This window comes from Amycolatopsis sp. NPDC041971, assembly GCF_055588925.1.
Genome location: NZ_JBVJCE010000004.1, coordinates 244,049 through 263,471 on the forward strand (window position 1 = coordinate 244,049; position 19,423 = coordinate 263,471).

Genomic DNA, 19,423 nt, shown 5'->3' on the forward strand with positions numbered 1-19,423 from the left:
TGAACGACCCTTTCCTGACCCTCTACGCGCGGGAGCGCCCGGCCGAGACCTGCCCGGAATCCGTTCACGCGGCCAGGTACGTCCGCGGTGACGGTGCAGTTGCCGGGCCGGTCGCCGCTCAACACGCCCCGTTTCACCAGTGCGACGTGTGCGTTGATCGTGTGGATGCCGCCCCTGGAAGCCGGAAAAGGGTAGGAACCGCGGCGTTGTCGCTGACCTTCACCGCGTCGAGCGTGAGACTGTCGTCGAACACGCCGCGTCCCGCCAGATTGCCGGTGATGGTGGTGCCGGCGACGACAGGAATCGTGGTGAATGAACGGATATGTACCGGAATTCGCCCCTGGCCGACGTCGAGCCGCGGGGATTGCGGTGGCCACACTCCGGCAGGTCTTGTTATCGTAGGAGCGGACCTGATCAACGAGCAGTGGAGACCAGACGTGGCAGGTGAAGACGACAGCTCCGGGTGAGCCCGGAGTTGCCAGGCCACCGGCGCTGACGCCGATGTGGCCGATTCGTCGTCCCCTCACGCCACGTCCACCGCGGTGCTGCCTCAAGGCGCCCGCTGTCCTTTCACGAGGTCATTTCCATGTCAGACGCTTTCGTCGTCGTGTCCGCCCTCTCCTTCGCCTGGCCGGACGACACGCCGGTCTTCGACGACCTGTCGTTCACCCTGCCCGGCGGCCGCACCGGGCTGGTCGCGCCCAACGGGGCAGGCAAGAGCACGCTCCTCAAGCTGATCGCCGGTGAGCTGCGGCCGGCCTCTGGGACCGTCTCCGCGCAGGGGGTCCTCGGTTATCTGCCGCAGTCGCTGCCGCTCAGCGCCGAGCTGAACGTGGCCGAGGTGCTCGGGATCGCTCCGCAGCTCGCTGCCCTCAACGCCATCGAGTCCGGCGACGCGAGCGAAGAGCATTTCACCACCATCGGCAACGACTGGGACATCGAAGAACGCACCCGCGCCCAACTCGACCGGCTCGGCCTCGACGGTCTCGCACTGGACCGGAGTCTGCGCACGCTGAGCGGCGGGCGGATCATCTCCCTCGGCCTGGCAGCGCAGCTGCTGAAACGGCCCGACATCCTGCTGCTGGACGAACCGACCAACAACCTCGACCTCGACGCCCGCCGCAAGCTCTACGGGGTGCTCGAAGACTGGTCCGGTTGCCTGCTGCTGGTGAGCCACGACCGGGAACTGCTCGACCGAATGGACCGGATCGCCGAACTCGACCGCGGCGATCTCCGCTACCACGGCGGGAACTTCACCCAGTACGAAGCGGCGGTCAAGGCCGAGCAGGAAGTCGCCGAGCGCAATGTCCGCAGTGCCGAGCAAGAGGTCAAACGCGAGAAACGGGAGATGCAGCAGGCCCGCGAACGCGCCGCGCGACGCGCGGGCAACGCGGCACGCAACCTCGGCAACGCCGGTCTGCCGAAGATCTTCGCCGGCACCATGAAACGCAACGCCCAGGAATCCGCCGGAAAGGCGAACGAGACGCACGCCGCCCGCGTCAACGACGCGAAGAACCGCCTCGACGAGGCCGAACGCTCCCTTCGCGACGACCAGAAGATCGCGCTCATCCTGCCGGGTACCAACGTTCCCGCCGGCCGCACGATGTTCCACGGCGAGCGTATTCAGGTCCGCTACGGCGACCGGAGCGTCTTCGCGGGCGACGGTGTCGACCTGACGATCCGCGGCCCCGAACGGATCGCGCTGACCGGCGGAAACGGCACCGGCAAGTCGACGCTCCTGCGGGTGCTCAACGGAGATCTTTCGCCCGATGGCGGCGTGGTGAAACGAGCCGAGGGCCGGATCGCGTATCTCTCCCAGCGGCTGGACCTCCTGGACCTGGACCGGACCATCGCGGAGAACTTCGCGACGTTCGCCCCCGGCCTTCCCGAGTCGCAACGGATGACCCTGCTCGCCCGCTTCCTGTTCCGAGGCGCGCGAAGCCAGCTCCCCGTCGGCGTGCTTTCCGGAGGCGAACGCCTGCGAGCCACGCTGGCCTGCGTACTGTTCGCCGAACCCGCGCCTCAACTGCTCCTGCTGGACGAGCCGACGAACAATCTCGACCTGGTCAGCGTCGGACAGTTGGAAAGCGCCTTGGGTGCGTATCAAGGGGCGTTCGTGGTCGTGAGCCACGACGAGCGCTTCCTCAGCGAGATCAAGGTGGATCGGCGGGTGCGGTTGACCGACGGGACGCTTGTGGAGTCTTGAGGCTTTACGTTCTGGTCGTGAGTGGTTTCCGGCCGCTCACGGCCCCTGGCTCATTCCGGCGTCAGTCCCTCGACAAGGCCGGTCGTCGGCCTGCCGAGAAGTCGGAAAGGTCGTCACCGACCCGAGCGATAGTCTCGGCGCCGATGGTTTCATCGAGAATCGAGCTCCGCGAGGCGAATCTGCTTCCGTCCGGCCGCGGTGATCGTCTCAGCCACGGTCGTGAAGGGTGATCTGGTAGCCGTCGGGTCGGCGAAGGTGAATGTCCGGCCGAAGGGACCGTCGATCGGCGCGGAGACGATGGTGTGACCGTCGGCGACGAGCGCATTGTGAATGGCCTGGACGTCGGTGGCGTGGAGCCAGATCGCGGCACCGATACCGGGTTGCGCGATTGACGCGAGGTCGGTGCCGGGAACGATGTCACGGAGCGCGAACGCGATCGGCTTCGTCTCGAAGACGACGGCGTGCGGAGGTCCGGCCGGCGAGCGGACGAGGCCGAGGTACTCCTCGTAGAACGCCTGCGAAGCGGGGAGATCACGCGCTTGCAGGGAGATGAAGTCTGGGCCGGTGGCGGGCAAGGTGGTGCTCCCTCTGTTCATGTCAATATCCTGACATAGCACTGTATGTCAGGATATTGACATGAATCAAGACGGGGTCGCCGTCGATCTGAATGGGCTACCTGCGGAAAGAGACGTCGAGCGCCCTACGCACCGCCATGGAGGAGGCGCTGCGGCCGCTCGGAGCACACGTCACCGCCCTGCCCGCAACAAAAACCTCCACAAGACAGCCGACCTCACCGCTTGATATCACCAACGTGATCCACGACCAGTCATGAGAGATTTACCAGGCGATATCTACGAGGGCTGCTCGTTTCACCCTGTGCTTTGCACTTACCTCGGCGACGGCGACGAGATCGGCGGAATCTCCCTCGTCGATGCGAGCGCTCCTCGGGCCTGCTCACTCAGCGGCTGCGCCATCACCAAACTGTCCATCGCCGACGTGCACGCAGCACAAAGCCGACTGGCGCGTCGCAAAGCTGAATTTGAAGCCGAACGCGCCCGGTAACCACAGGGTTTTAGACACGCATCGACGCCCGTCGCGACAAATACCTGACGCAGAGAGCCACTATTGAGAGGTAGGGCAAACGTGGCTGGGTCGGTGCTGCGGGTCGTGAGTGGTGATTCGTGCTCTAACCCGAATCGCCACTCACGACCACCGCGCCTGACCAGGACCGAAGGCGTCCTTCGTCACATCCGACGCGGCGAAGGACGCCTTCACCCCCACCGACCGGCCTCGCCGACGAATATGACACGCTGGCCTTCTCCTCAATAGCAGCAAAAGAAAAAGTCCCGCTTCTGCTCAGCGAAGGCTGGGGGTTCCTGCGAGCAGAAGCGGGAGTTTGTGGTCGATACGGTGGGCCGCCTCTCGGCGAGTGGCACGACACGGCTCCGGCCGAACCGGTATTCCGTGAAGGCGAAGGGTGAGGCCCGGGGGCACCATCCGTACCGACACTCTCTACAACGCACCGCCATCCGAAATGTTCCCCGCCGCCACGCCTCGACCGATGTGACCCGCGTCTACACCCGAATGCGGGAAACAGAAAACGTGACCCAGGACAAAACAACAAAAGACCCGCTCCCGCTCAGCGAAGGCCTGGGGGTCACCTGCGAGCGGAAGCGGGAGCAAAGGCCGGTACGGTGGGCCGCCTCTCGGCGGGTGGCACGACACGGCTCCGGCCGAACCGGTATTCCGTGAAGGCGAAGGGTGAGGCCCGGGGGCACCATCCGTACCGACACTCTCTACAACGCATTGCCCCGCGAAACGTTCCCGGCGCAACAGTGACGCGCGTCAACACACAAAAGCAGTAACGCTCAGCAAGGCGGCGGGACCTGGGCGACGAGTTCTTCCGGAGCGGACAACCGCCAAGCCTCGTAGACCAATTCGGTCAGCTCATCGGCGTCGATGCCGTCGAGGTGAACCACGACCCAGCCGAATCCCCCGGCCGTGAACTGGACCTCGAAGACGTCGGGCCGCTCGGCCACGAGGGCTTCCTGCTCCGTGAGCGTCTGCTTGAGGCCGACGGTCTGGGTCCGCGGCCAGTAGTAGCCGAAACGCTTCCCGCGCACGCTGAACGACTCCCAATCCCTCGCGTCGGATCGCTCGACGTCGGCGAGCGCCTCCAGCATTCGGTGGAACTCGTCACTCGGCACACTCATGTTGACCCCAAACCCCAGGAACTCCGGCTGGCCCAGTCTAAACAGGCGGACCTGCCCATCGTCCTTTGAGGACGCGCGGACGGTGGTCTTTCCGGACGGTAGATTCGCCAAGGGAGATCCACTCGATCCGGGGAGCTGCGAAATGGACCGACCGGTTACGGCGGCGGAGCTGTTCGACGCCATCGGTTCCGCCTACGAGGACGTCTTCGGACGGGCGCCGGCGGTCGACAGGGCGGTGCGGCACCTGTTGGACGCGCTGCCGCCGTCGTCGAGGGTGCTCGACATCGGCAGCGGAACCGGCAAGCCGGTGGCCGAGGACCTCTCTTCCGCCGGACATCGGGTGACCGGGCTCGATGTGTCGCAGGTGATGATCGATCTCGCGCGTGAGCAGGTTCCCACCGCCACCTTCGTCCAGGCCGACGTGCGCGAGTGGACCTCGCCGCCCGCGTCCTGGGAGGCGGTCTGCGCCTTCTTCCCGTTCCTGCAGATGCCGCGCGAGGACACCGAAGCCGTGCTCGCCGACATCGCGCGCTGGCTGGTGCCAGGTGGGCTTTTCGCGCTGGTCACCGTGCCGCGGGATGCCGAGAACGTGCCGGCGGAGTTCTTCGGCCGCACCTTCCTCGAGACCAGTTTCGCGCCGGACGACCTCGTCCGGCGGGTCGAGGCGGGCGGGCTGAAGGTCACCGCCACCCACTCGGAGATCTTCACGGCGGACGAGCCGGGGACACCGCCGGAGGAACACCTCCTGATCACCGCTCGCCGCCCGGAGTGAGCATGCCGGTCATCAGCGTGCTCACCCCGGTCCATCCACCGAGTCTGCCGTACTTGACCGAGGCGTACGGATCCCTCGCCGCGCAGGAACTCCCGCCGGGTTGGACCTGGGAATGGCTGGTGCAGGAGGACGGCGAGACCGGGGTGCTCGACGGCGTCCTCCCCGCCGACGAGCGGGTGTTGCCCGGCTCGGGCCGCCGAGGCGGTCCCGCGGTCGCGCGGATGATGGCGCTGTCCCGCGCGTCCGGGGAGCTGATCAAGGCGCTTGACGCGGACGACCTTCTGGCACCGGGCGCGCTCGCGCGTGACATCGCGGCGCTCGAGGATCCGGCGATCGGGTGGACCACCTGCCGGGCGCTCGACCTCCTCCCCGACGGGACCACGGCAGGCGTCGACAGCGATCCCGACGAGGGGCCGATCGAACGCGGCGCGATCCTCCGGTACTGGCAGCGCAACGGCTACGTGTCTTCGGTGGTGGCCGGGACGTTGTGCATCCGTCGCGGCCTGCTGCTAGACCTTGGCGGCTGGATGGCGCTGCCCGCGTCGGAGGACACCGGGCTGATCCTCGCCGCCAACGCGTGCTCCGACGGCTACTTCATCGCCACCTGCGGCATGTTCTACCGGAAGTGGGCCGGACAGGTCACCAGATCCGCGGCGCACCACGACGACGGCGAACGGCGCGCGCGGATGAAGCTGATCGAGGAACGCGCCGAGATCATGTTGGCACGTCGACGATGTCCAGAAGCGCCTTCGCGCACAGATCCCGCGTCTCGTCCCGGGTCAGCCGCCGGTACTTGAGCCAGTCGAGACAGACCGCGACGACGAAGGCCAGCCAGCCGCGGACGAGCACCCGCAGGGTCTCCGGCGGCTCGCTGTCCGGGCACAGGACCTCGAGGATCCGGCGCCCTTGTTCGGCGAAATTGTTGTCCAGGACCTCACGGACACCGTCGACGGCGATGGACGTGCCCGAGTGCAGTGCCCGGTAGCCGTCCTCGTTGGCTTCGACATAGCGGAGGTAGGCGTCCAGCCCTGCCGTCAACTGCTCCTCGACCGGCAGCGTGCGATCGGACTCGGTCATCTTCAGCAGCCGTTCGCCCTCGGCCTTGATGACCTCGGTGACGAAGTCCCGTTTCGTCGGGAAGTAGTGGTAGAGCAGGCCTCGGGACACTTCGGCGATGTCCGCGACCTGCTCGATCCACACGTCGTCGTACGGCCGCTCCGCGAACAGGCGAGCACCGATCCGCAGCAGCTGTTCCCGCCGCTCGGCGGTGCTCAGCCTGCTGCGGGGCTTCCCGGAAGTACTCGGCGCCATCCGGGCATCGTAGCTACTTGACACGGGTTCAGTAACCGGCCAGGCTCGCTATTGGATGCCGATTCAACAGTGCTCACCCTGGAGGGGCTCGATGGCCACCGCTCTCCCCCATCCCCCGCGCCGGATCCCGCTGATCGGTGACGTGCTCGGCGTTTCGTTGAAGACGCCGGTCCAGGATTCGATGCGGCACGCCGCCGAGCTGGGTCCCGTCTTCGAACGCAAGGTGTTCGGCCGCGGCATCGTGTTCGTCCACGGCGCCGGGATGGTCGCCGACCTCTCCGACGAGAAGCGGTTCGCGAAGCACGTCACGCCCGCGATCTCGAATCTGCGCCCGCTCGGCGGCGACGGGCTGTTCACCGCGCACAACGAAGAGCCGAACTGGCGGCGCGCGCACGAGATCCTCGCGCCCGCGTTCAGCCGCAACGCCATGCGGCGCTACCACCCGACGATGCTCGCGATCACCCGCGACCTGCTCGACGCGTGGGACCGGGGCGGCGAGGTCGACGTCGCGGACGACATGACCAAGCTGACGCTGGAGACCATCGGCCGGACCGGATTCGGCTACAGCTTCTCGTCGTTCGAACGCGCGGAACCGCATCCGTTCGTCGCCGCGATGGTCCGCACGCTGCGGCACGCGCAGCGGATGGCGCTCCGGCCGCCGGTCATCGGCCCGCTCCTCAGCCGCAAGGCGAACCGGCGCAACGAAGCCGACCTCGCGTTCCTCCACTCCGTCGTCGCCGAGGTCATCGAGGCGCGCAGGGGCGATACGAGCACCGACGACCTGCTCGGGCTCATGCTGAACACCACGCAGCCGAGCACCGGCGCGGCTCTGGACGAGGACAACATCCGGCACCAGATCATCACCTTCCTCGTCGCCGGGCACGAGACCACGTCGGGCGCGCTGTCGTTCGCGCTGTACTACCTCGCCGGGAACCCGGACGTCCTCGCCCGCGCACAGTCCGAAGTGGACAAGGTCTGGGGTGAGAATCCCGATCCCTCCTACGAAGAGGTCGCCAAGCTCCGCTACGTCCGGCGAGTGCTCGACGAGGCGTTGCGACTGTGGCCGACGGCACCCGCGTTCGCCCGCCAAGCCCAGGTGAACACCGTCGTCGGTGGCGAGTACCCGATGCGAAAGGGCCAATGGGCGCTCGTCCTCATCCCGTCGCTGCACCGTGATCCCGTCTGGGGAGACGATCCCGAGTCGTTCGACCCGGACCGCTTCTCCCCGGAACGCAACCGGGCCCGTCCGGCGCACGTCTACAAACCGTTCGGCACCGGCGAGCGGGCCTGCATCGGACGGCAGTTCGCCTTGCACGAGGCGACGCTGGTACTCGGCATGCTGCTGAGCCGGTACGACCTGCGCGGCGACCCGTCCTACCGGTTGAAGGTGCAGGAGTTGCTGACCCTGAAACCGGACGGCTTCAAGCTGAACGTCTCACTCCGTGACCGGGCGTCGGTGGCCGCGACCACCTGAGGCTTCGGGGAACGCTCGCCCCGTCGACGCCCGGTAGACGTCGGCCGTTTCGGGGTTGGGCAGCATTCCGGCCGTAGAACCCGGTCACGTCTCCTTCCCTGCATCCGTCAGTGGGGTACGAGCAAGACGGAAACCCTGGAGGAAAACATCATGAAGGCCCGGATCCCCAACCCCGCCCTGGCGAATCCCGCCACCTTGAAGGCCTTGATCGCGCCGGCGGAGTCGACCGGTGACACCGGCGTCCCGAAGACCACGCACTACCTCATGCACGTACGCGCGAGCCAGATCAACGGGTGCAGCGGCTGCCTGGAGATGCACACGAAGCAACTGCGCGAGGCGGGCGAGTCCCACGAGCGGATCTTCACCGTGGCCGCGTGGCGCGACACGGCCTACTTCACCGACGCCGAACGCGCGGCGCTCGCGCTGACAGAGGCCCTCACCCGCATCGCGGACCGCGCCGACCCGGTCGACGACGAGGTCTGGAACGAAGCGGCTCGTCACTACGACGAAACGCAGCTCGCGAGCCTCGTCCTCTCCATCGCCGCCATCAACACCTGGAACCGGCTCAACGTCGCCACCCGGCAGATCGCCGGCGCCGCCTGATCGGTCTACCGGGCCTGCCGTAGCTCCACGCAACACTCGGCGGCGCCGGGAACGAGAGCCGCTTCCACGTTCCCGGCGCGCACGCCGTTCAGGAAACCGGCCAGGAAGGCCTGATTGATCCCGCAAACGAGGTCCGGGACCTCCGCGGCCAGTGGCTGGAACGGGCAGTTCCGCAGCCGGACGCAGGTCGTGCTGTCCCGGCTCGGCTCGAAGCCGTACCGGCGAAGCATCCCTTCGGCCACGGTGAGCGCGCGTTCCACGCCGAGCCTGCCGGGACGGGTCCGGGCGCGTTCTTCCTCGCCCGCCGCGAAACCGCGCTCCCCCGCGACCCGCCGCACGGCGTCCCGCGCGGTCTCGCCGGATCCTTCGGCGAGCACGGCCTCGGCGAGGATGCCGGCCAGGAACTCGTGACGCCGGGCGGGAAGCTGCACCTGGATGGTCTCGTCGACGGGTTCGTAGACCTTGGGCCTGCGCCCCACCTTCACCATCGGGCCCGCCGCGAAGCCGAATCTGAGCAGTCCCACCGCCACGAGCTTGTCGAGATGGAAGGCGGCGAGCTTGCGGGAGATCCCGACCGCGGCCGCCGCCTCGTCCCGCGTGACGGGACGCCGCGCGCGCCGGGCGTAGGCGTACATACCGCGGCGGAGGTCGTCGTCGAGTGCCGCCACCGCGGCGATGGCTGGGGCGTCGAGGCCGTCCGGACCGGGCACTGTCACGTACACCACGATATCGCCTATCTCAACCGGCGGAACACCCTGCACTGCGGATCTACCATGTAGAATGAACCGACGGGTGACAAAAAACCCAAAAGACTTAGTTGAATACACTGGGGATCGCGGTCAGCCTAGGAGGCCTAATGTCCACTCCCGCCTTGCGTGTCTTGCACGAAACCGGGCCGGGGCCGGACCTGGTGGCCGCCGAGGCCGCGGCCGCCGATCTCCTTACCGCGCTGGGCATTTCCCTGGACTCCGAGAGCCTCCGCGGCACCCCGGGCCGGATGGCGCGCGCGTACGCCGAGCTGTTCACCCCGCGCCCGTTCGACCTCACGACCTTCCCCAACGACGAGAACTACGACGAGCTCGTCCTCGCCAGAGGGATCCCGGTCCGATCCGTCTGCGAGCATCATCTGCTGCCGTTCGTCGGGGTCGCGCACGTCGGCTACCTTCCGGGCGAACGGATTCTCGGCCTGTCGAAACTGGCCAGGATCGTCGAGCATTTCGCCTGCCGTCCGCAGGTTCAGGAACGGCTCACGAAGCAGGTCGCCGACTGGCTCGACGAGCAACTCGAGCCGCGTGGCGTCGGCGTGGTGATCGAGGCGGAGCACTCGTGCATGACCCTGCGCGGTGTGCAGGCCGTCGGTTCGAGCACCGTCACCTCCACTTTGCTCGGCACGCTGCGCGAAGACGGCCGTTCGCGCCAAGAGTTCTTCGCTCTCACCAGGATCAACGGCTGACAGTGGGCTCTTGCGCGTAAGCCGCGGAGACGACCTCGCGATCGAACACACGCCAGGTGAGCGCGGAAACGATCACCGCCACCACGAAACCGGCCCAGTACGGCGTCGTCAGCCCGAACTTCGACGCCACCGCGCCGCCGAGCAGCGCGCCGACACAGTTCCCGCCCGCGACGATGAACAGACTGGTGCTGCCGACCCGGCCGAGCATGTCGGGCGGGGTAAGCCGCTGACGCAGGGAACTGCCGACGATTCCCCACAACGCGCCGTGCACCCCGAACAGGAACAACGTCACCCCGACGACCGGTGCGCTCGTGCTCGCCGCAAGCACCAGATGGGTCCCGGCTTCGATCAGCAGGCCGATCCGCAACGTCCAGGTCGGCGTGCACCAGGCGATCAGCCGGTCCCCCGCGATCGAGCCGAGCAGCCCGCCCACGGCCATGCAGGTGAAGAGCAGGCCGTACCCGACGGAACCCAGGTCGAGCCGCTCCTTCGCCAGCAGTACCAGTACCGAAGTGGCCGCGACGAGTGTCAGGTTCAGCAGGCCGATCAGCCCGACCATGGTTCGCAGCAAGCGCTGTCCCGCGAGCCAGCGGAATCCCTCGGCCACCTCCGCCCGCATCGAACGCCGCGCGACCGGCCTGCCGGGATCGTCGCCGGGCCGCGGCCGGTAGGCGCCCGCGATCAGGCCCAACAGCAGTGCGCTGACCGCGTACGTGCCGGTGTTGACGTAGAACGGAATGCTCGCGGCGACACCGAACAGGAATCCGCTCAGCGGTCCCGAGAGCATGCCGTGGGCCAGCGTCGTCCCGGCGTACAGCCGCCCGTTCGCCCGCTCCAGCAACGCTTTCGGGACGATCGAGGGCAGCATCGCCCCGCTCGCCGTCCGGAACACGACCTCGCCCGAGTTGATCACGAACAGCACGGCGTACAGCAAGGCGACGCTGACGTCCCCCATCGTGATCGCGACCGCGAGCAGAGCGACCGCGGGCACACGGATCCAGTCGAGGGTGATCATCAGCTTCCGCCGGTCCACCCGGTCGACCAGCACCCCGCCCGGCAGGGAGAAAAGCAGCCATGGCAGCCACGCCATGGCGAACCCGCCCGAGACGACGAGCGGTTCGTCGGTGCGGGAGGCGATCAGCAACGGCGCCGCCACCGTCGCGAGACCACTGCCCAACGCCGACGTCGTACTCGCCGCCCAGATCTTCGCGTACCTGCCGTCGAGCCGCTCCCCGGTCATGAGATCGAAGGTAGCGATCGGTGACCGTGCGGAGGCGGGGTTTCACCCACAGCTGAGCGGCCGCCCTCTGGACTGCCCTCCCGTTCGGCCTTGGGAGGGGACCACGAATGGTGCTGGTGCGCGACGTCAATCCGTCGATGCTGCTGATGAACAGGGCGCCGGGCGTGAAACCGGGGCCTTATGTGCCCAGGGAGATCGACCGGCCGCTCATGGCGGCGCTCCTCGACGCGCCGTTCACACTCATCACCTACGAGGTCAACGCGGGTGCGAGGCGATCGGCCTTGCAAGCCTTGACCTTGACCCATTCCGGAACGGAACTGATCGTCGAACCGGAGATCGACGAAATCGTGACGGACGGATACGACGGCCCGGCGATCATCTGGCTCGACAGGAAGCTGCCGCAAGCCCTCGTCCGCGACCCCGCGGCGGTGGCCACCTGGCTGGAGAAGGATTCCCGGCGCCGGCTTCTCGGGCTCGTCGGTGAAAGCCAGTACGAACACCCCGCACTGCGTGCGGCGATCGACGACCTTGTCCCGACGGTCATCCACATCGGTACGGATCTCTCCCTCGAGGAGCGTGCGAAGGCCGAGGAGATGTTCCCCGATCTGCGGCCCATCCGCACGATCAACGAAATCGCCGTCGCGCGGACCCCGGCGAGTTCCGAAAGTGTGGATCCGGATCCTTTCGCCGCCCACGTCGCCGATTACCGGCCCGACACCGACGACGGCGTCGACCGCCTCGGCATCGGCGTCGACGTCCGCATGCTCGCCGACCTGGTGGTCTCCCGGATGATCACCCCTCCCCTGTCGATCGGCCTGTTCGGCAGCTGGGGTTCGGGCAAGAGCTTTTTCATGCGCCAGATGCAGTTGCGCGTCCGCGAGCTCGCCGATTCCGCGCGGACGGCGGAAACCAAGGCGGGAAAGCACGGGAGGTCCGTGTCGTCCTACTGTTCGAGTGTCCGCCAGATCAGCTTCAACGCCTGGCACTACAGCGAAGCGAACCTCCTCGCCAGTCTCGCCACGCATATCTTCGACAACCTCGCCGCGAGTGGCGCCGAGAACGATCTGCAACGCCAGGCCGACCTGCTCGCGGAACGCCGCAAGACCGAGAAGACGCTTCTCGGTAGGCTCAGCGCCGTCTGTCTTGAACGCAGAACCTTGACGGCCCAGCAGAAGCAAGCGCCGGCGGGCTGCGGTCGGACGTCGCCGAATTCTGGCGACGGCTGCGGCAGGATCCGGTTCCGTTGCTGGTCCTGATCGGCGGGCTGGTGACGGTCCTGGTGGTCACGTTGCTCGTCGGCCGGTCACAGGTGTCCGGCGTGCTCGGCGGGCTCGCGGTGGTGAGTTCCGCGCTGACCGTCGTCCTGCGGATGCGCGCCAGCGCGGACCGGATTCACCAGGCGCTCGACAAACTCGGCGGTCCGTCCGAAGAGGACGAAAAGACCGAGCGGCGCCTGGCCGAACTGGACGCCGAGTCCGACCGGCTCGAGAAAGCCGTCACCGAACTCGCGCCCGGGTTGGATCTCGTGTCGTTCGCCGAGTCGCGGGTTTCGGATTACGTCGAACATCTAGGCGTTGTCTCCTTGCTGCGCAAGGATCTCGAGACGTTCGCGACCATGCTCGCCGAGGTGCCGTACGGTTCGGGGAAGATCGAACGGACCGTGCTCTACATCGACGACCTCGACCGCTGCCCGCCCAAGGTCGTCGTCCAGGTCCTCGAAGCCATTCATCTCCTGCTGGCGCTGCCGGTGTTCGTCGTCGTGGTGGGCGTCGACTCCCGCTGGCTCAAGAAGGCCGTCGAACAGCACTACGAGGAGATGCTCGGGGACGATCCGGAAACCTTCGCCGAGAACTACCTCGAGAAGATTTTCCAAGTGCCGTTCACGTTGTCCCCCATGGACGATCCAGCTTTCGCGGGGCTCGTGCGCGGGCTCGCCGACACCGAGCTCCAGGATGCCTCACCGTCGCCCACGCCCGCCGAACCGGATCAGGCCACCGGTGGCCGCTCTCCGGTCGCGGCCGGTTCTCGTCCTCGCCCGGAAGCACCGCGACCGTCGTCCGAACAGTCCACAATAGACTTACGACCTCCTCGACTGGTGATCTCGACGGCGGAACTGGACTTCCTGCCGACGCTGGCCCCGCTCGTCCGGTCCCCGCGGGCCGCGAACCTCGACGGAACGGGCCCCGGGGACAGTGCCCTCGAAATCGTGCGGTCCATGAACGACCACGAACTGCGGCCGAAGCTCGAACGCGGCCTGGCCGGCGGCTCCTGGCCGGAGCTGGCCGCGTCCTATCAGCGCTGGTTGCCGCTGGTGAACCGGTTCTCGTTCGCCCGCGACGACTGATCCCGCGAACGCTCGATGTCGGGTCCCCGGTAGAGCCGCTCGGGGATCGCGGCGAGCGTCGACGGGTGGACCTGCGGGCCGAGTCCGTAGAGCTTCTGGAAGCTCATGATCAGCGGCCGCCAGCGGTCGGGGTCGATCCGGTCGTCGGTGCCCGGCATCCGCACGTCGTCGTGGACGTGGACGCGCTGCACCCGGACCTCGAACACAAGGATGCCGCCGCGTTGCTTCGGGTCGTCCTCGGCGAGGGGATGAACGGCCTCGACGACGGCCTCCATCGTCACCGGGCATTCCGCGACGCGCGGCGGCCGGACCGTCTCCGAGGCGACCGGGGTGAGCCCGGCGCGTGCGAACTTGTCCGCTTCGTGCCGATATCCACGTTCGTACTTGCGGGCCGGGACGGGATCCGAGCCGGTGGTCAGGGCCAACCTGTCCACGGCGGCCGCCAGTGCGTCGGAAGGGAGATTCAGAACACATTCACGGTTGCGCATGAGATTCTGCGCCGTCTTGGATTTCGCGCCCAGTCCGAGCATGCTTCGCCACCCGAGCCAGAACGCCGACGACATCGGGGCCAGGTTCGGGGCGCCCGCCTGGTCGACCGTCGAGAGCAGCACCACCGGGGTGCCGAAGTAGAGGATTCCGGGCTCGATACGGGTGTGCGCGGCCTCGGCCGCCGACGTGGTAACTGTCACGCTCGTCAGCTTCGCCGCCTCGCACGCCGGAGGCTGGCGTGAATCGGACGTCGCGATCTACACCGACGGCGGACGGCATCACACCGCCGCAGCACATACCCTTTCCCGAGATGGCTCCCTTGCCCCGACGCGAATCCGCGGTCGTTCGGAGTATTGCGTTCGGCCGATTGCTGGTAGGTTCGCCGAACTCGAAGACGAAGGAGGCTCCGGCAGCGGCCCGGTCAACACCCGAACGCGCGTGGTGAGGCGAATCGCATGCGAGACGATGTGGTCCAGGCGAGCTCGATTCTCGGGCATTCCCCCGGCCAGGTTTGGGAAGTGCTCGGCGACCCCGAGTCCTATTCGAGGTTCGTCGCGGAGATCAGCTGGTGCGAGATCCAGCGGCCCGCCGAACGCGGACGCGGCCCGAAATGCCTCGTCCGGCTGGAACCACGGTCCGGAACGCTCGTCGTCGGTGACATCGAGGCCCGGGTCTGGCGACCCGGCGAGCACGTCGTCTGGTGCGGCGTCGAGCACGACGGCAACTGGGTCTCGGTCGAGTTGAAGCAGACTCCCGAAGGCGGCACGAAACTCATCGCGCAGCTGATGCTTCCGGCGCCGCATTCGCGGCTGGTGTCCGCCGCGTCCTTCAAGCGCACCGTCCGCGCGGTGGCCCGGCGGATCGACCTGCACCTTTCCGGCCGCGCGCAGTCACCCCAAGAGGAACCGGTGCACACCAAGGCCACCACGCTGCATACGGCGAGCACGCTGATCAAGGCCGGCGTACTCGCGGCCGCGCGGCCGGACAAAATCGCCCGGCAGCTCGCCTCGCTGTCGCAGTGGGGCGCCACCGTCGCCGGCGGCTACACCGCCAACGCCGCCCGCGTACCCGAAGAAGTCGCGCTGCACGACGAACGCAATGTCCGGACGTTCAAGCAGACTTCGGAGCGCAGCAACCAGCTCGCGAACGCGCTGGCGGCGCGCGGGGTCCGCTCTCGCGACCGGATCGCCTTGCTGTGCCGCAACCACGCCGCGATGGTCGAGTCGCTGATCGCTTGCAGCAAACTCGGCGCCGACGCGATCCTGCTCAACACCGGCCTTTCCGCCGGCGCGGTCGCGGACGTCATCGGCCTGCACAAACCGGTCGCGGTCCTCGCCGACGACGAGTTTTCGCGGATCATCGCCGACATCCCCGGCGATTTCCTGCGGCTGTCCACCTGGCCGGAAACCGAGAACGGCTACCCGACGATCGACCAGCTGATCGCCGGGGTGCCCGCCACCAAACTCAAACCGGTGGACCGGATCGGCAGGCTCGTCGTCCTCACGTCGGGCACCACGGGCACCCCCAAGGGCGCACGCCGTCCGACACCCAAAGGACTCGCGACCTCGGCCGCCATGCTGGACCGGATCCCGCTCCACTCCGGAGACCGCTTCGTGGTGGCCGCTCCGCTGTTCCACAGCTGGGGGCTCGCCGGGATGCAGATCGGGATGGCCGTCCGCGCTTCGCTTTCGCTGATCCGCCGGTTCGACGCCGAAGAGATACTGAGGACCATCGCCGAACATCGCTGCGGTGTGCTGTTCGCCGTCCCCATCATGTTGCAGCGCATCCTCGACCTGCCCGAACGGATCCGCGCCCGCTACGACCTCTCGTCGCTGCGGATAGTCGCCAGCAGCGGATCCGCGCTGCCGGGCACGATCGTCACCGAGTTCATGGACACCTTCGGCGACGTGCTTTACAACTTCTACGGTTCCACAGAGGTTTCGTGGGCCAGCATCGCCACGCCCGAAGATCTCCGCGCCGCGCCGACAACCGCCGGGCGCTGCCCGCCCGGTACCCGCGTCGCCATCCTCGACGACGACCACAACCGTGTCCCGCCGGGTTGGGAGGGACAGATCTTCGTCGGCAACGACATGCTCTTCGAGGGCTACACCGACGGCGCCAGCGTGCCGCGCGCGGAAGAACTGATGGCGACCGGCGACGTCGGCTATCAGGACGCCTCCGGACGCCTCTTCGTCACCGGCCGGGCGGACGAGATGATCGTGTCCGGCGGGGAGAACGTGTCGCCTCGTCCGGTCGAGGAGGCCATCGTCGCGCTGCCCGGCGTTCACGAAGCGGCGGTGATCGGCGTGCCGGATCGCGAGTTCGGGCAACGGTTCGCGGCGTACATCGTCCCGAAACGCGGCGCCCGGATGAGCGCGGACGACGTCCGCGCGTACATCCACCACCGGCTGGCGCGCTTCGCCGTGCCGCGGGACGTGTACTTCGTGGAGGAGTTACCCCGGAACGCGACCGGCAAGGTCCTCAAACGACTGCTGCGAGACGAGACCTGGCCGATCGACCAGTAACCGCGACGTGTGCCAAGCCGGAACTCGCGTGATCGGAGACGGATCACGCGTGTCTCCAGCCGGAAGACCCGGCCTCGGCGAGTTCGGTCCTCAAGCACGCGAGTTCGGTCCTCAAGCACGCGAGTTCGGTCCTCAAGCACGCGAGTTCGGTCCTCAAGCACGCGAGTTCGGTCCTCAAGCACGCGCCGAAACCAGCTCCACAGCAGGTCGGGAGTCTCTAGAATCGGCCCATGAGACGGCTGGCCGTGGTGGTCTTCAACGGGGCGTCGCTCGGCGCGATGTCCTTCGCGTTCGGCGTGTTCGAGATGGCTTCGGCCTTCGGGGAATTGCCCGACCTCGAACTCAAGGTCGTCGGCGGCGAACCGGAGACCGCGCTGCGAGGCGGCGGGCTGACCGTGCCGGTCCCCGAAGACTTCGACGTGGTCCGGGACGCGGACCTGGTGCTGGTCCCGAATTGGCGGTCGCCGATGGAGGATCCGCCGGCAGCCGCGCTGGAGGCGCTTCGCGCGGCACACGACCGGGGTGCCCGGGTCGCCGGATTGTGCAGCGGTGCCTTCGTGCTGGCCGCGGCCGGGCTGCTCGACGGGCGCCCCGCGACCACGCATTGGGCGATGGCCCCGCTGCTCGCGGCCCGGTTCCCGGCCGTCCTGCTCGACGAATCGGTGCTCTACATCGACGACGGCGACATCCTGACCGCGGGCGGCGGCGCGGCGGGCATGGACCTCGGCCTGCACCTGATCCGCTCCTGGTGCGGCGCGGAGGTGGCGAACCGGCTGGCGAAGGGCATGGTCGTCCCGCCGCATCGGCCCGGCGGGCAGGCGCAGTACATCGAGTCGCCGATGCCGGATCTCGAGGAGGGCGACCCGGTGTCGGAGACGATGGCCTGGGCGCTGACCCGGCTGGACACGACGCTCCCGGTCGACGAACTCGCCAGGCGGGCGCATATGAGCAGGCGTAACTACGATCGCCGGTTTCGTGAGATCACCGGTGCCGCGCCCGGTACCTGGCTCACCCACCAACGCGTCATCCGCGCGCAGCAGTTGCTCGAATCCACCGATCTCCCGGTCGACGAGATCGCCAGATACTGCGGATTCTCCTCGTCCGCCGCGCTTCGTCCGCATTTCCGGCGACAGGTCGGGGTCACGCCGGTGTCCTACCGGGAAACGTTCGGACCGAGGCCGGGCGTGCCCGAACCCATCCTGTCCTGACCGGGCTGTCTCAAAACCGCTCCCGATTGGCGAAAACACCGCTCACGGTCGGCACCTCGGTCCGGCCACGATCGAGACATGACCGAAGACAGCCGTTCCTTCCTCAACCGCCGGTCCATGCTCACCCTCGGCGCGGGGGCCGCGGCCGCGCTCGTGGCCTCGGGTGGCATCGCCGAGGCGGGCCAGCCCGGCGCTCCCGGCGACGCGGAACTCGCCCGGTCCCTGCCCGGCGGTTTCCGCAGCGAACACGCCCAGGTCAACGGGGTCCGGCTGCACTATGTCGCCGGTGGCCGGGGCGAGCCGCTGATCCTGTTGCCGGGCTGGCCGGAGACGTGGTGGCAGTACCGCAAGATCATGCCGGAGCTGGCGAAGCGGTACCGCGTGATCGCCGTCGACCCGCGGGGTATGGGCGGCTCGGGCAAACCCCAAGGCGGGTACGACAAGAAGACGATGGCCCGCGACATCTTCGAACTCCTGCGCAAGCTGGGCCATCGCCAGGCGCACATCGCCGGACACGACATCGGCGCCATGGTCGCGTTCGCCTTCGCCGCCAACCATCCCGAAGCGACGAAGAGCGTCACGCTCATGGACGTCTCGCATCCCGACGAAAGCCTCTATCAGCTCCCGATGCTGGCTCCGCCCGGGCAGCCGGTGAACGTCTGGTGGTTCGCCTTCAACCAGGTCGCGGCGCTGCCCGAGCAACTGCTGGCCGGCCGGTCACGCTTTCTCGTCGACTGGATGTTCGACCAGCTGGCGGCCGACCCCGCCTCGATCGGAACGCGGGACCGGGCGATCTACGCCGCCGCGTACGACCGCCCGGACGCGATCCGCGCGGGGAACGGCTGGTACCAGGCGTTCGGCCAGGACATCGAGGATCAGAAGGCCTACGCGAAGATCGCCGCCCCGATGCTGGGGCTGGGCTCGGAGTTCAACTACGACTACCTCGCCGTGGTCCTGCCGACGAAGGCCCTCGACGTCCGGGTGCGGAAGGTGTCCGGTTCCGGGCACTTCGTCGCGGAGGAGCAACCGCGAACGGTCATCGACGAGCTGCTGACCTTCCTTGGATAGACCGCTACCCCGGACGGGTCAACGCCGCCCGCTGAACCGCTCGATTCACTCGGTCAGGTGAAAGACGCGGCCAGCCGTCATTCTCGCGACGAGGGTCCCTCTTCTCTGGTGTGTCGGTACCGGCCGGGCAGCCCCCCGAACGGCCGGTACCGACATGAAAGTTCAGCTCAACCGATCCACCAGCGGGCCTTGTAGATCCACGCGCCGTGCAGCGCCAGCTCGGCGCGTGGAAAGGCCTGCCGGACGGTGTCCGTGCACCATGTGCACAGGTGACCGTCCTGCACCGAGGCCGTCAGGATCTGCCCGGTCCGGGGGTTCGTCGACACACTCTTCACGTGCGGCCGGTCGATCTCGCGCGCGCCCGCGTAGCGCTGGGTGAACCCGCCGCTCGTCTTCGAGAACTGGTATACCCCCGCTTCCGTGCGACGAGCGCGTCGGTGCCCAAAGCCCACAACACGTTCCTGCCGGCATCCAGACCACGTCGAGCACTGCCCCTGCGAAGCGGTGTAGATCCGCA

Annotated in this window: 18 protein-coding genes and 1 pseudogene; 11 read left to right on the plus strand and 8 right to left on the minus strand. The window is 67.8% G+C overall.

From position 1 onward, the window contains the following. Positions 1–133 precede the first annotated feature (133 nt). Positions 134–379, minus strand: coding sequence for a hypothetical protein (locus ACZ6DT_RS11950; protein ID WP_465592547.1), 246 nt, complete (start codon positions 377–379; stop codon positions 134–136). Positions 380–586: 207 nt separating this feature from the next. On the opposite strand from ACZ6DT_RS11950, the gene abc-f reads away from it, so the two are divergent. After that, positions 587–2,206: a ribosomal protection-like ABC-F family protein gene (gene abc-f / locus ACZ6DT_RS11955; RefSeq protein ID WP_465592550.1), complete on the plus strand. Its 1,620-nt coding sequence runs from the start codon at positions 587–589 to the stop codon at positions 2,204–2,206. Positions 2,207–2,413: 207 nt separating this feature from the next. On the opposite strand, the pseudogene ACZ6DT_RS11960 reads toward abc-f, so the two are convergent. Both ACZ6DT_RS11960 and ACZ6DT_RS11965 read right to left on the minus strand, forming a co-directional pair. Further along, a pseudogene (locus tag ACZ6DT_RS11960) lies at positions 2,414–2,781 on the minus strand (VOC family protein). Between the two features lie 1,293 nt (positions 2,782–4,074). Then, positions 4,075–4,419 (minus strand): MmcQ/YjbR family DNA-binding protein, encoded by a 345-nt coding sequence (locus ACZ6DT_RS11965; RefSeq protein ID WP_465592553.1) that lies wholly within the window; start codon positions 4,417–4,419, stop codon positions 4,075–4,077. A gap of 142 nt (positions 4,420–4,561) precedes the next feature. Between ACZ6DT_RS11965 and ACZ6DT_RS11970 the strand changes: the two genes are divergently transcribed. Next, the gene (locus ACZ6DT_RS11970; RefSeq protein ID WP_465592556.1) at positions 4,562–5,191 is read left to right on the plus strand and encodes a class I SAM-dependent DNA methyltransferase; all 630 of its coding nucleotides are present in this window, start codon (positions 4,562–4,564) and stop codon (positions 5,189–5,191) included. A 2-nt stretch (positions 5,192–5,193) separates the two neighbouring features. Further along, positions 5,194–5,988: a glycosyltransferase gene (locus ACZ6DT_RS11975; RefSeq protein ID WP_465592559.1), complete on the plus strand. Its 795-nt coding sequence runs from the start codon at positions 5,194–5,196 to the stop codon at positions 5,986–5,988. On the opposite strand, the gene ACZ6DT_RS11980 is transcribed toward ACZ6DT_RS11975, so the two are convergent. After that, positions 5,906–6,502, minus strand: a complete 597-nt coding sequence (locus ACZ6DT_RS11980; RefSeq protein WP_465592562.1) for a TetR/AcrR family transcriptional regulator — start codon at positions 6,500–6,502, stop codon at positions 5,906–5,908. The two genes, ACZ6DT_RS11975 and ACZ6DT_RS11980, sit on opposite strands and share 83 nt — an antisense overlap. Before the next feature lie 91 nt (positions 6,503–6,593). Here ACZ6DT_RS11980 and ACZ6DT_RS11985 point away from each other — a divergent pair, with 91 nt between their 5' ends. Both ACZ6DT_RS11985 and ACZ6DT_RS11990 read left to right on the plus strand, forming a co-directional pair. Next, a complete protein-coding gene (locus tag ACZ6DT_RS11985; RefSeq protein WP_465592565.1) occupies positions 6,594–7,976 on the plus strand; it encodes a cytochrome P450 in 1,383 nt (460 codons plus the stop codon). Between the two features lie 150 nt (positions 7,977–8,126). Continuing rightward, the gene (locus ACZ6DT_RS11990) at positions 8,127–8,579 is read left to right on the plus strand and encodes a carboxymuconolactone decarboxylase family protein (protein ID WP_465592568.1); all 453 of its coding nucleotides are present in this window, start codon (positions 8,127–8,129) and stop codon (positions 8,577–8,579) included. Positions 8,580–8,584: 5 nt separating this feature from the next. Here ACZ6DT_RS11990 and ACZ6DT_RS11995 read toward each other — a convergent pair whose 3' ends face one another. Continuing rightward, complete coding sequence (locus ACZ6DT_RS11995; RefSeq protein WP_465592996.1) at positions 8,585–9,301, minus strand: helix-turn-helix transcriptional regulator; 717 nt, start codon at positions 9,299–9,301, stop codon at positions 8,585–8,587. 134 nt (positions 9,302–9,435) lie between these two features. On the opposite strand from ACZ6DT_RS11995, the gene folE reads away from it, so the two are divergent. Continuing rightward, complete coding sequence (gene folE / locus ACZ6DT_RS12000) at positions 9,436–10,032, plus strand: GTP cyclohydrolase I FolE (protein ID WP_465592571.1); 597 nt, start codon at positions 9,436–9,438, stop codon at positions 10,030–10,032. On the opposite strand, the gene ACZ6DT_RS12005 is transcribed toward folE, so the two are convergent. Further along, positions 10,022–11,272 carry an MFS transporter gene (locus ACZ6DT_RS12005; RefSeq protein WP_465592574.1) on the minus strand — a complete coding sequence of 417 codons (1,251 nt, stop codon included), beginning with the start codon at positions 11,270–11,272 and terminating at the stop codon, positions 10,022–10,024. The genes folE and ACZ6DT_RS12005 overlap by 11 nt on opposite strands. Before the next feature lie 107 nt (positions 11,273–11,379). On the opposite strand from ACZ6DT_RS12005, the gene ACZ6DT_RS12010 reads away from it, so the two are divergent. Together ACZ6DT_RS12010 and ACZ6DT_RS12015 are read left to right on the plus strand one after the other, a co-directional pair. Next, complete coding sequence (locus tag ACZ6DT_RS12010; RefSeq protein WP_465592577.1) at positions 11,380–12,528, plus strand: P-loop NTPase fold protein; 1,149 nt, start codon at positions 11,380–11,382, stop codon at positions 12,526–12,528. Continuing rightward, positions 12,516–13,616, plus strand: coding sequence for a P-loop NTPase fold protein (locus ACZ6DT_RS12015; RefSeq protein WP_465592580.1), 1,101 nt, complete (start codon positions 12,516–12,518; stop codon positions 13,614–13,616). Before ACZ6DT_RS12010 ends, ACZ6DT_RS12015 begins: the two co-directional genes overlap by 13 nt. On the opposite strand, the gene ACZ6DT_RS12020 is transcribed toward ACZ6DT_RS12015, so the two are convergent. Beyond that, on the minus strand, positions 13,565–14,305 hold the full coding sequence (locus ACZ6DT_RS12020) for a flavin reductase family protein (protein ID WP_465592583.1): 741 nt from the start codon (positions 14,303–14,305) through the stop codon (positions 13,565–13,567). The genes ACZ6DT_RS12015 and ACZ6DT_RS12020 overlap by 52 nt on opposite strands. A 255-nt stretch (positions 14,306–14,560) precedes the next feature. Here ACZ6DT_RS12020 and ACZ6DT_RS12025 point away from each other — a divergent pair, with 255 nt between their 5' ends. From ACZ6DT_RS12025 to ACZ6DT_RS12035, 3 genes are all read left to right on the plus strand, one after another. Further along, positions 14,561–16,630, plus strand: a complete 2,070-nt coding sequence (locus tag ACZ6DT_RS12025) for an AMP-binding protein (protein WP_465592586.1) — start codon at positions 14,561–14,563, stop codon at positions 16,628–16,630. A 230-nt stretch (positions 16,631–16,860) separates the two neighbouring features. Continuing rightward, positions 16,861–17,838: a GlxA family transcriptional regulator gene (locus ACZ6DT_RS12030; RefSeq protein WP_465592589.1), complete on the plus strand. Its 978-nt coding sequence runs from the start codon at positions 16,861–16,863 to the stop codon at positions 17,836–17,838. A 78-nt stretch (positions 17,839–17,916) separates the two neighbouring features. Further along, entirely contained in the window at positions 17,917–18,906 is a 990-nt protein-coding gene (locus tag ACZ6DT_RS12035) for an alpha/beta fold hydrolase (protein ID WP_465592592.1), read from the plus strand. Between the two features lie 167 nt (positions 18,907–19,073). On the opposite strand, the gene ACZ6DT_RS12040 is transcribed toward ACZ6DT_RS12035, so the two are convergent. Further along, positions 19,074–19,358 (minus strand): hypothetical protein, encoded by a 285-nt coding sequence (locus tag ACZ6DT_RS12040; protein ID WP_465592595.1) that lies wholly within the window; start codon positions 19,356–19,358, stop codon positions 19,074–19,076. Positions 19,359–19,423 lie beyond the last annotated feature (65 nt).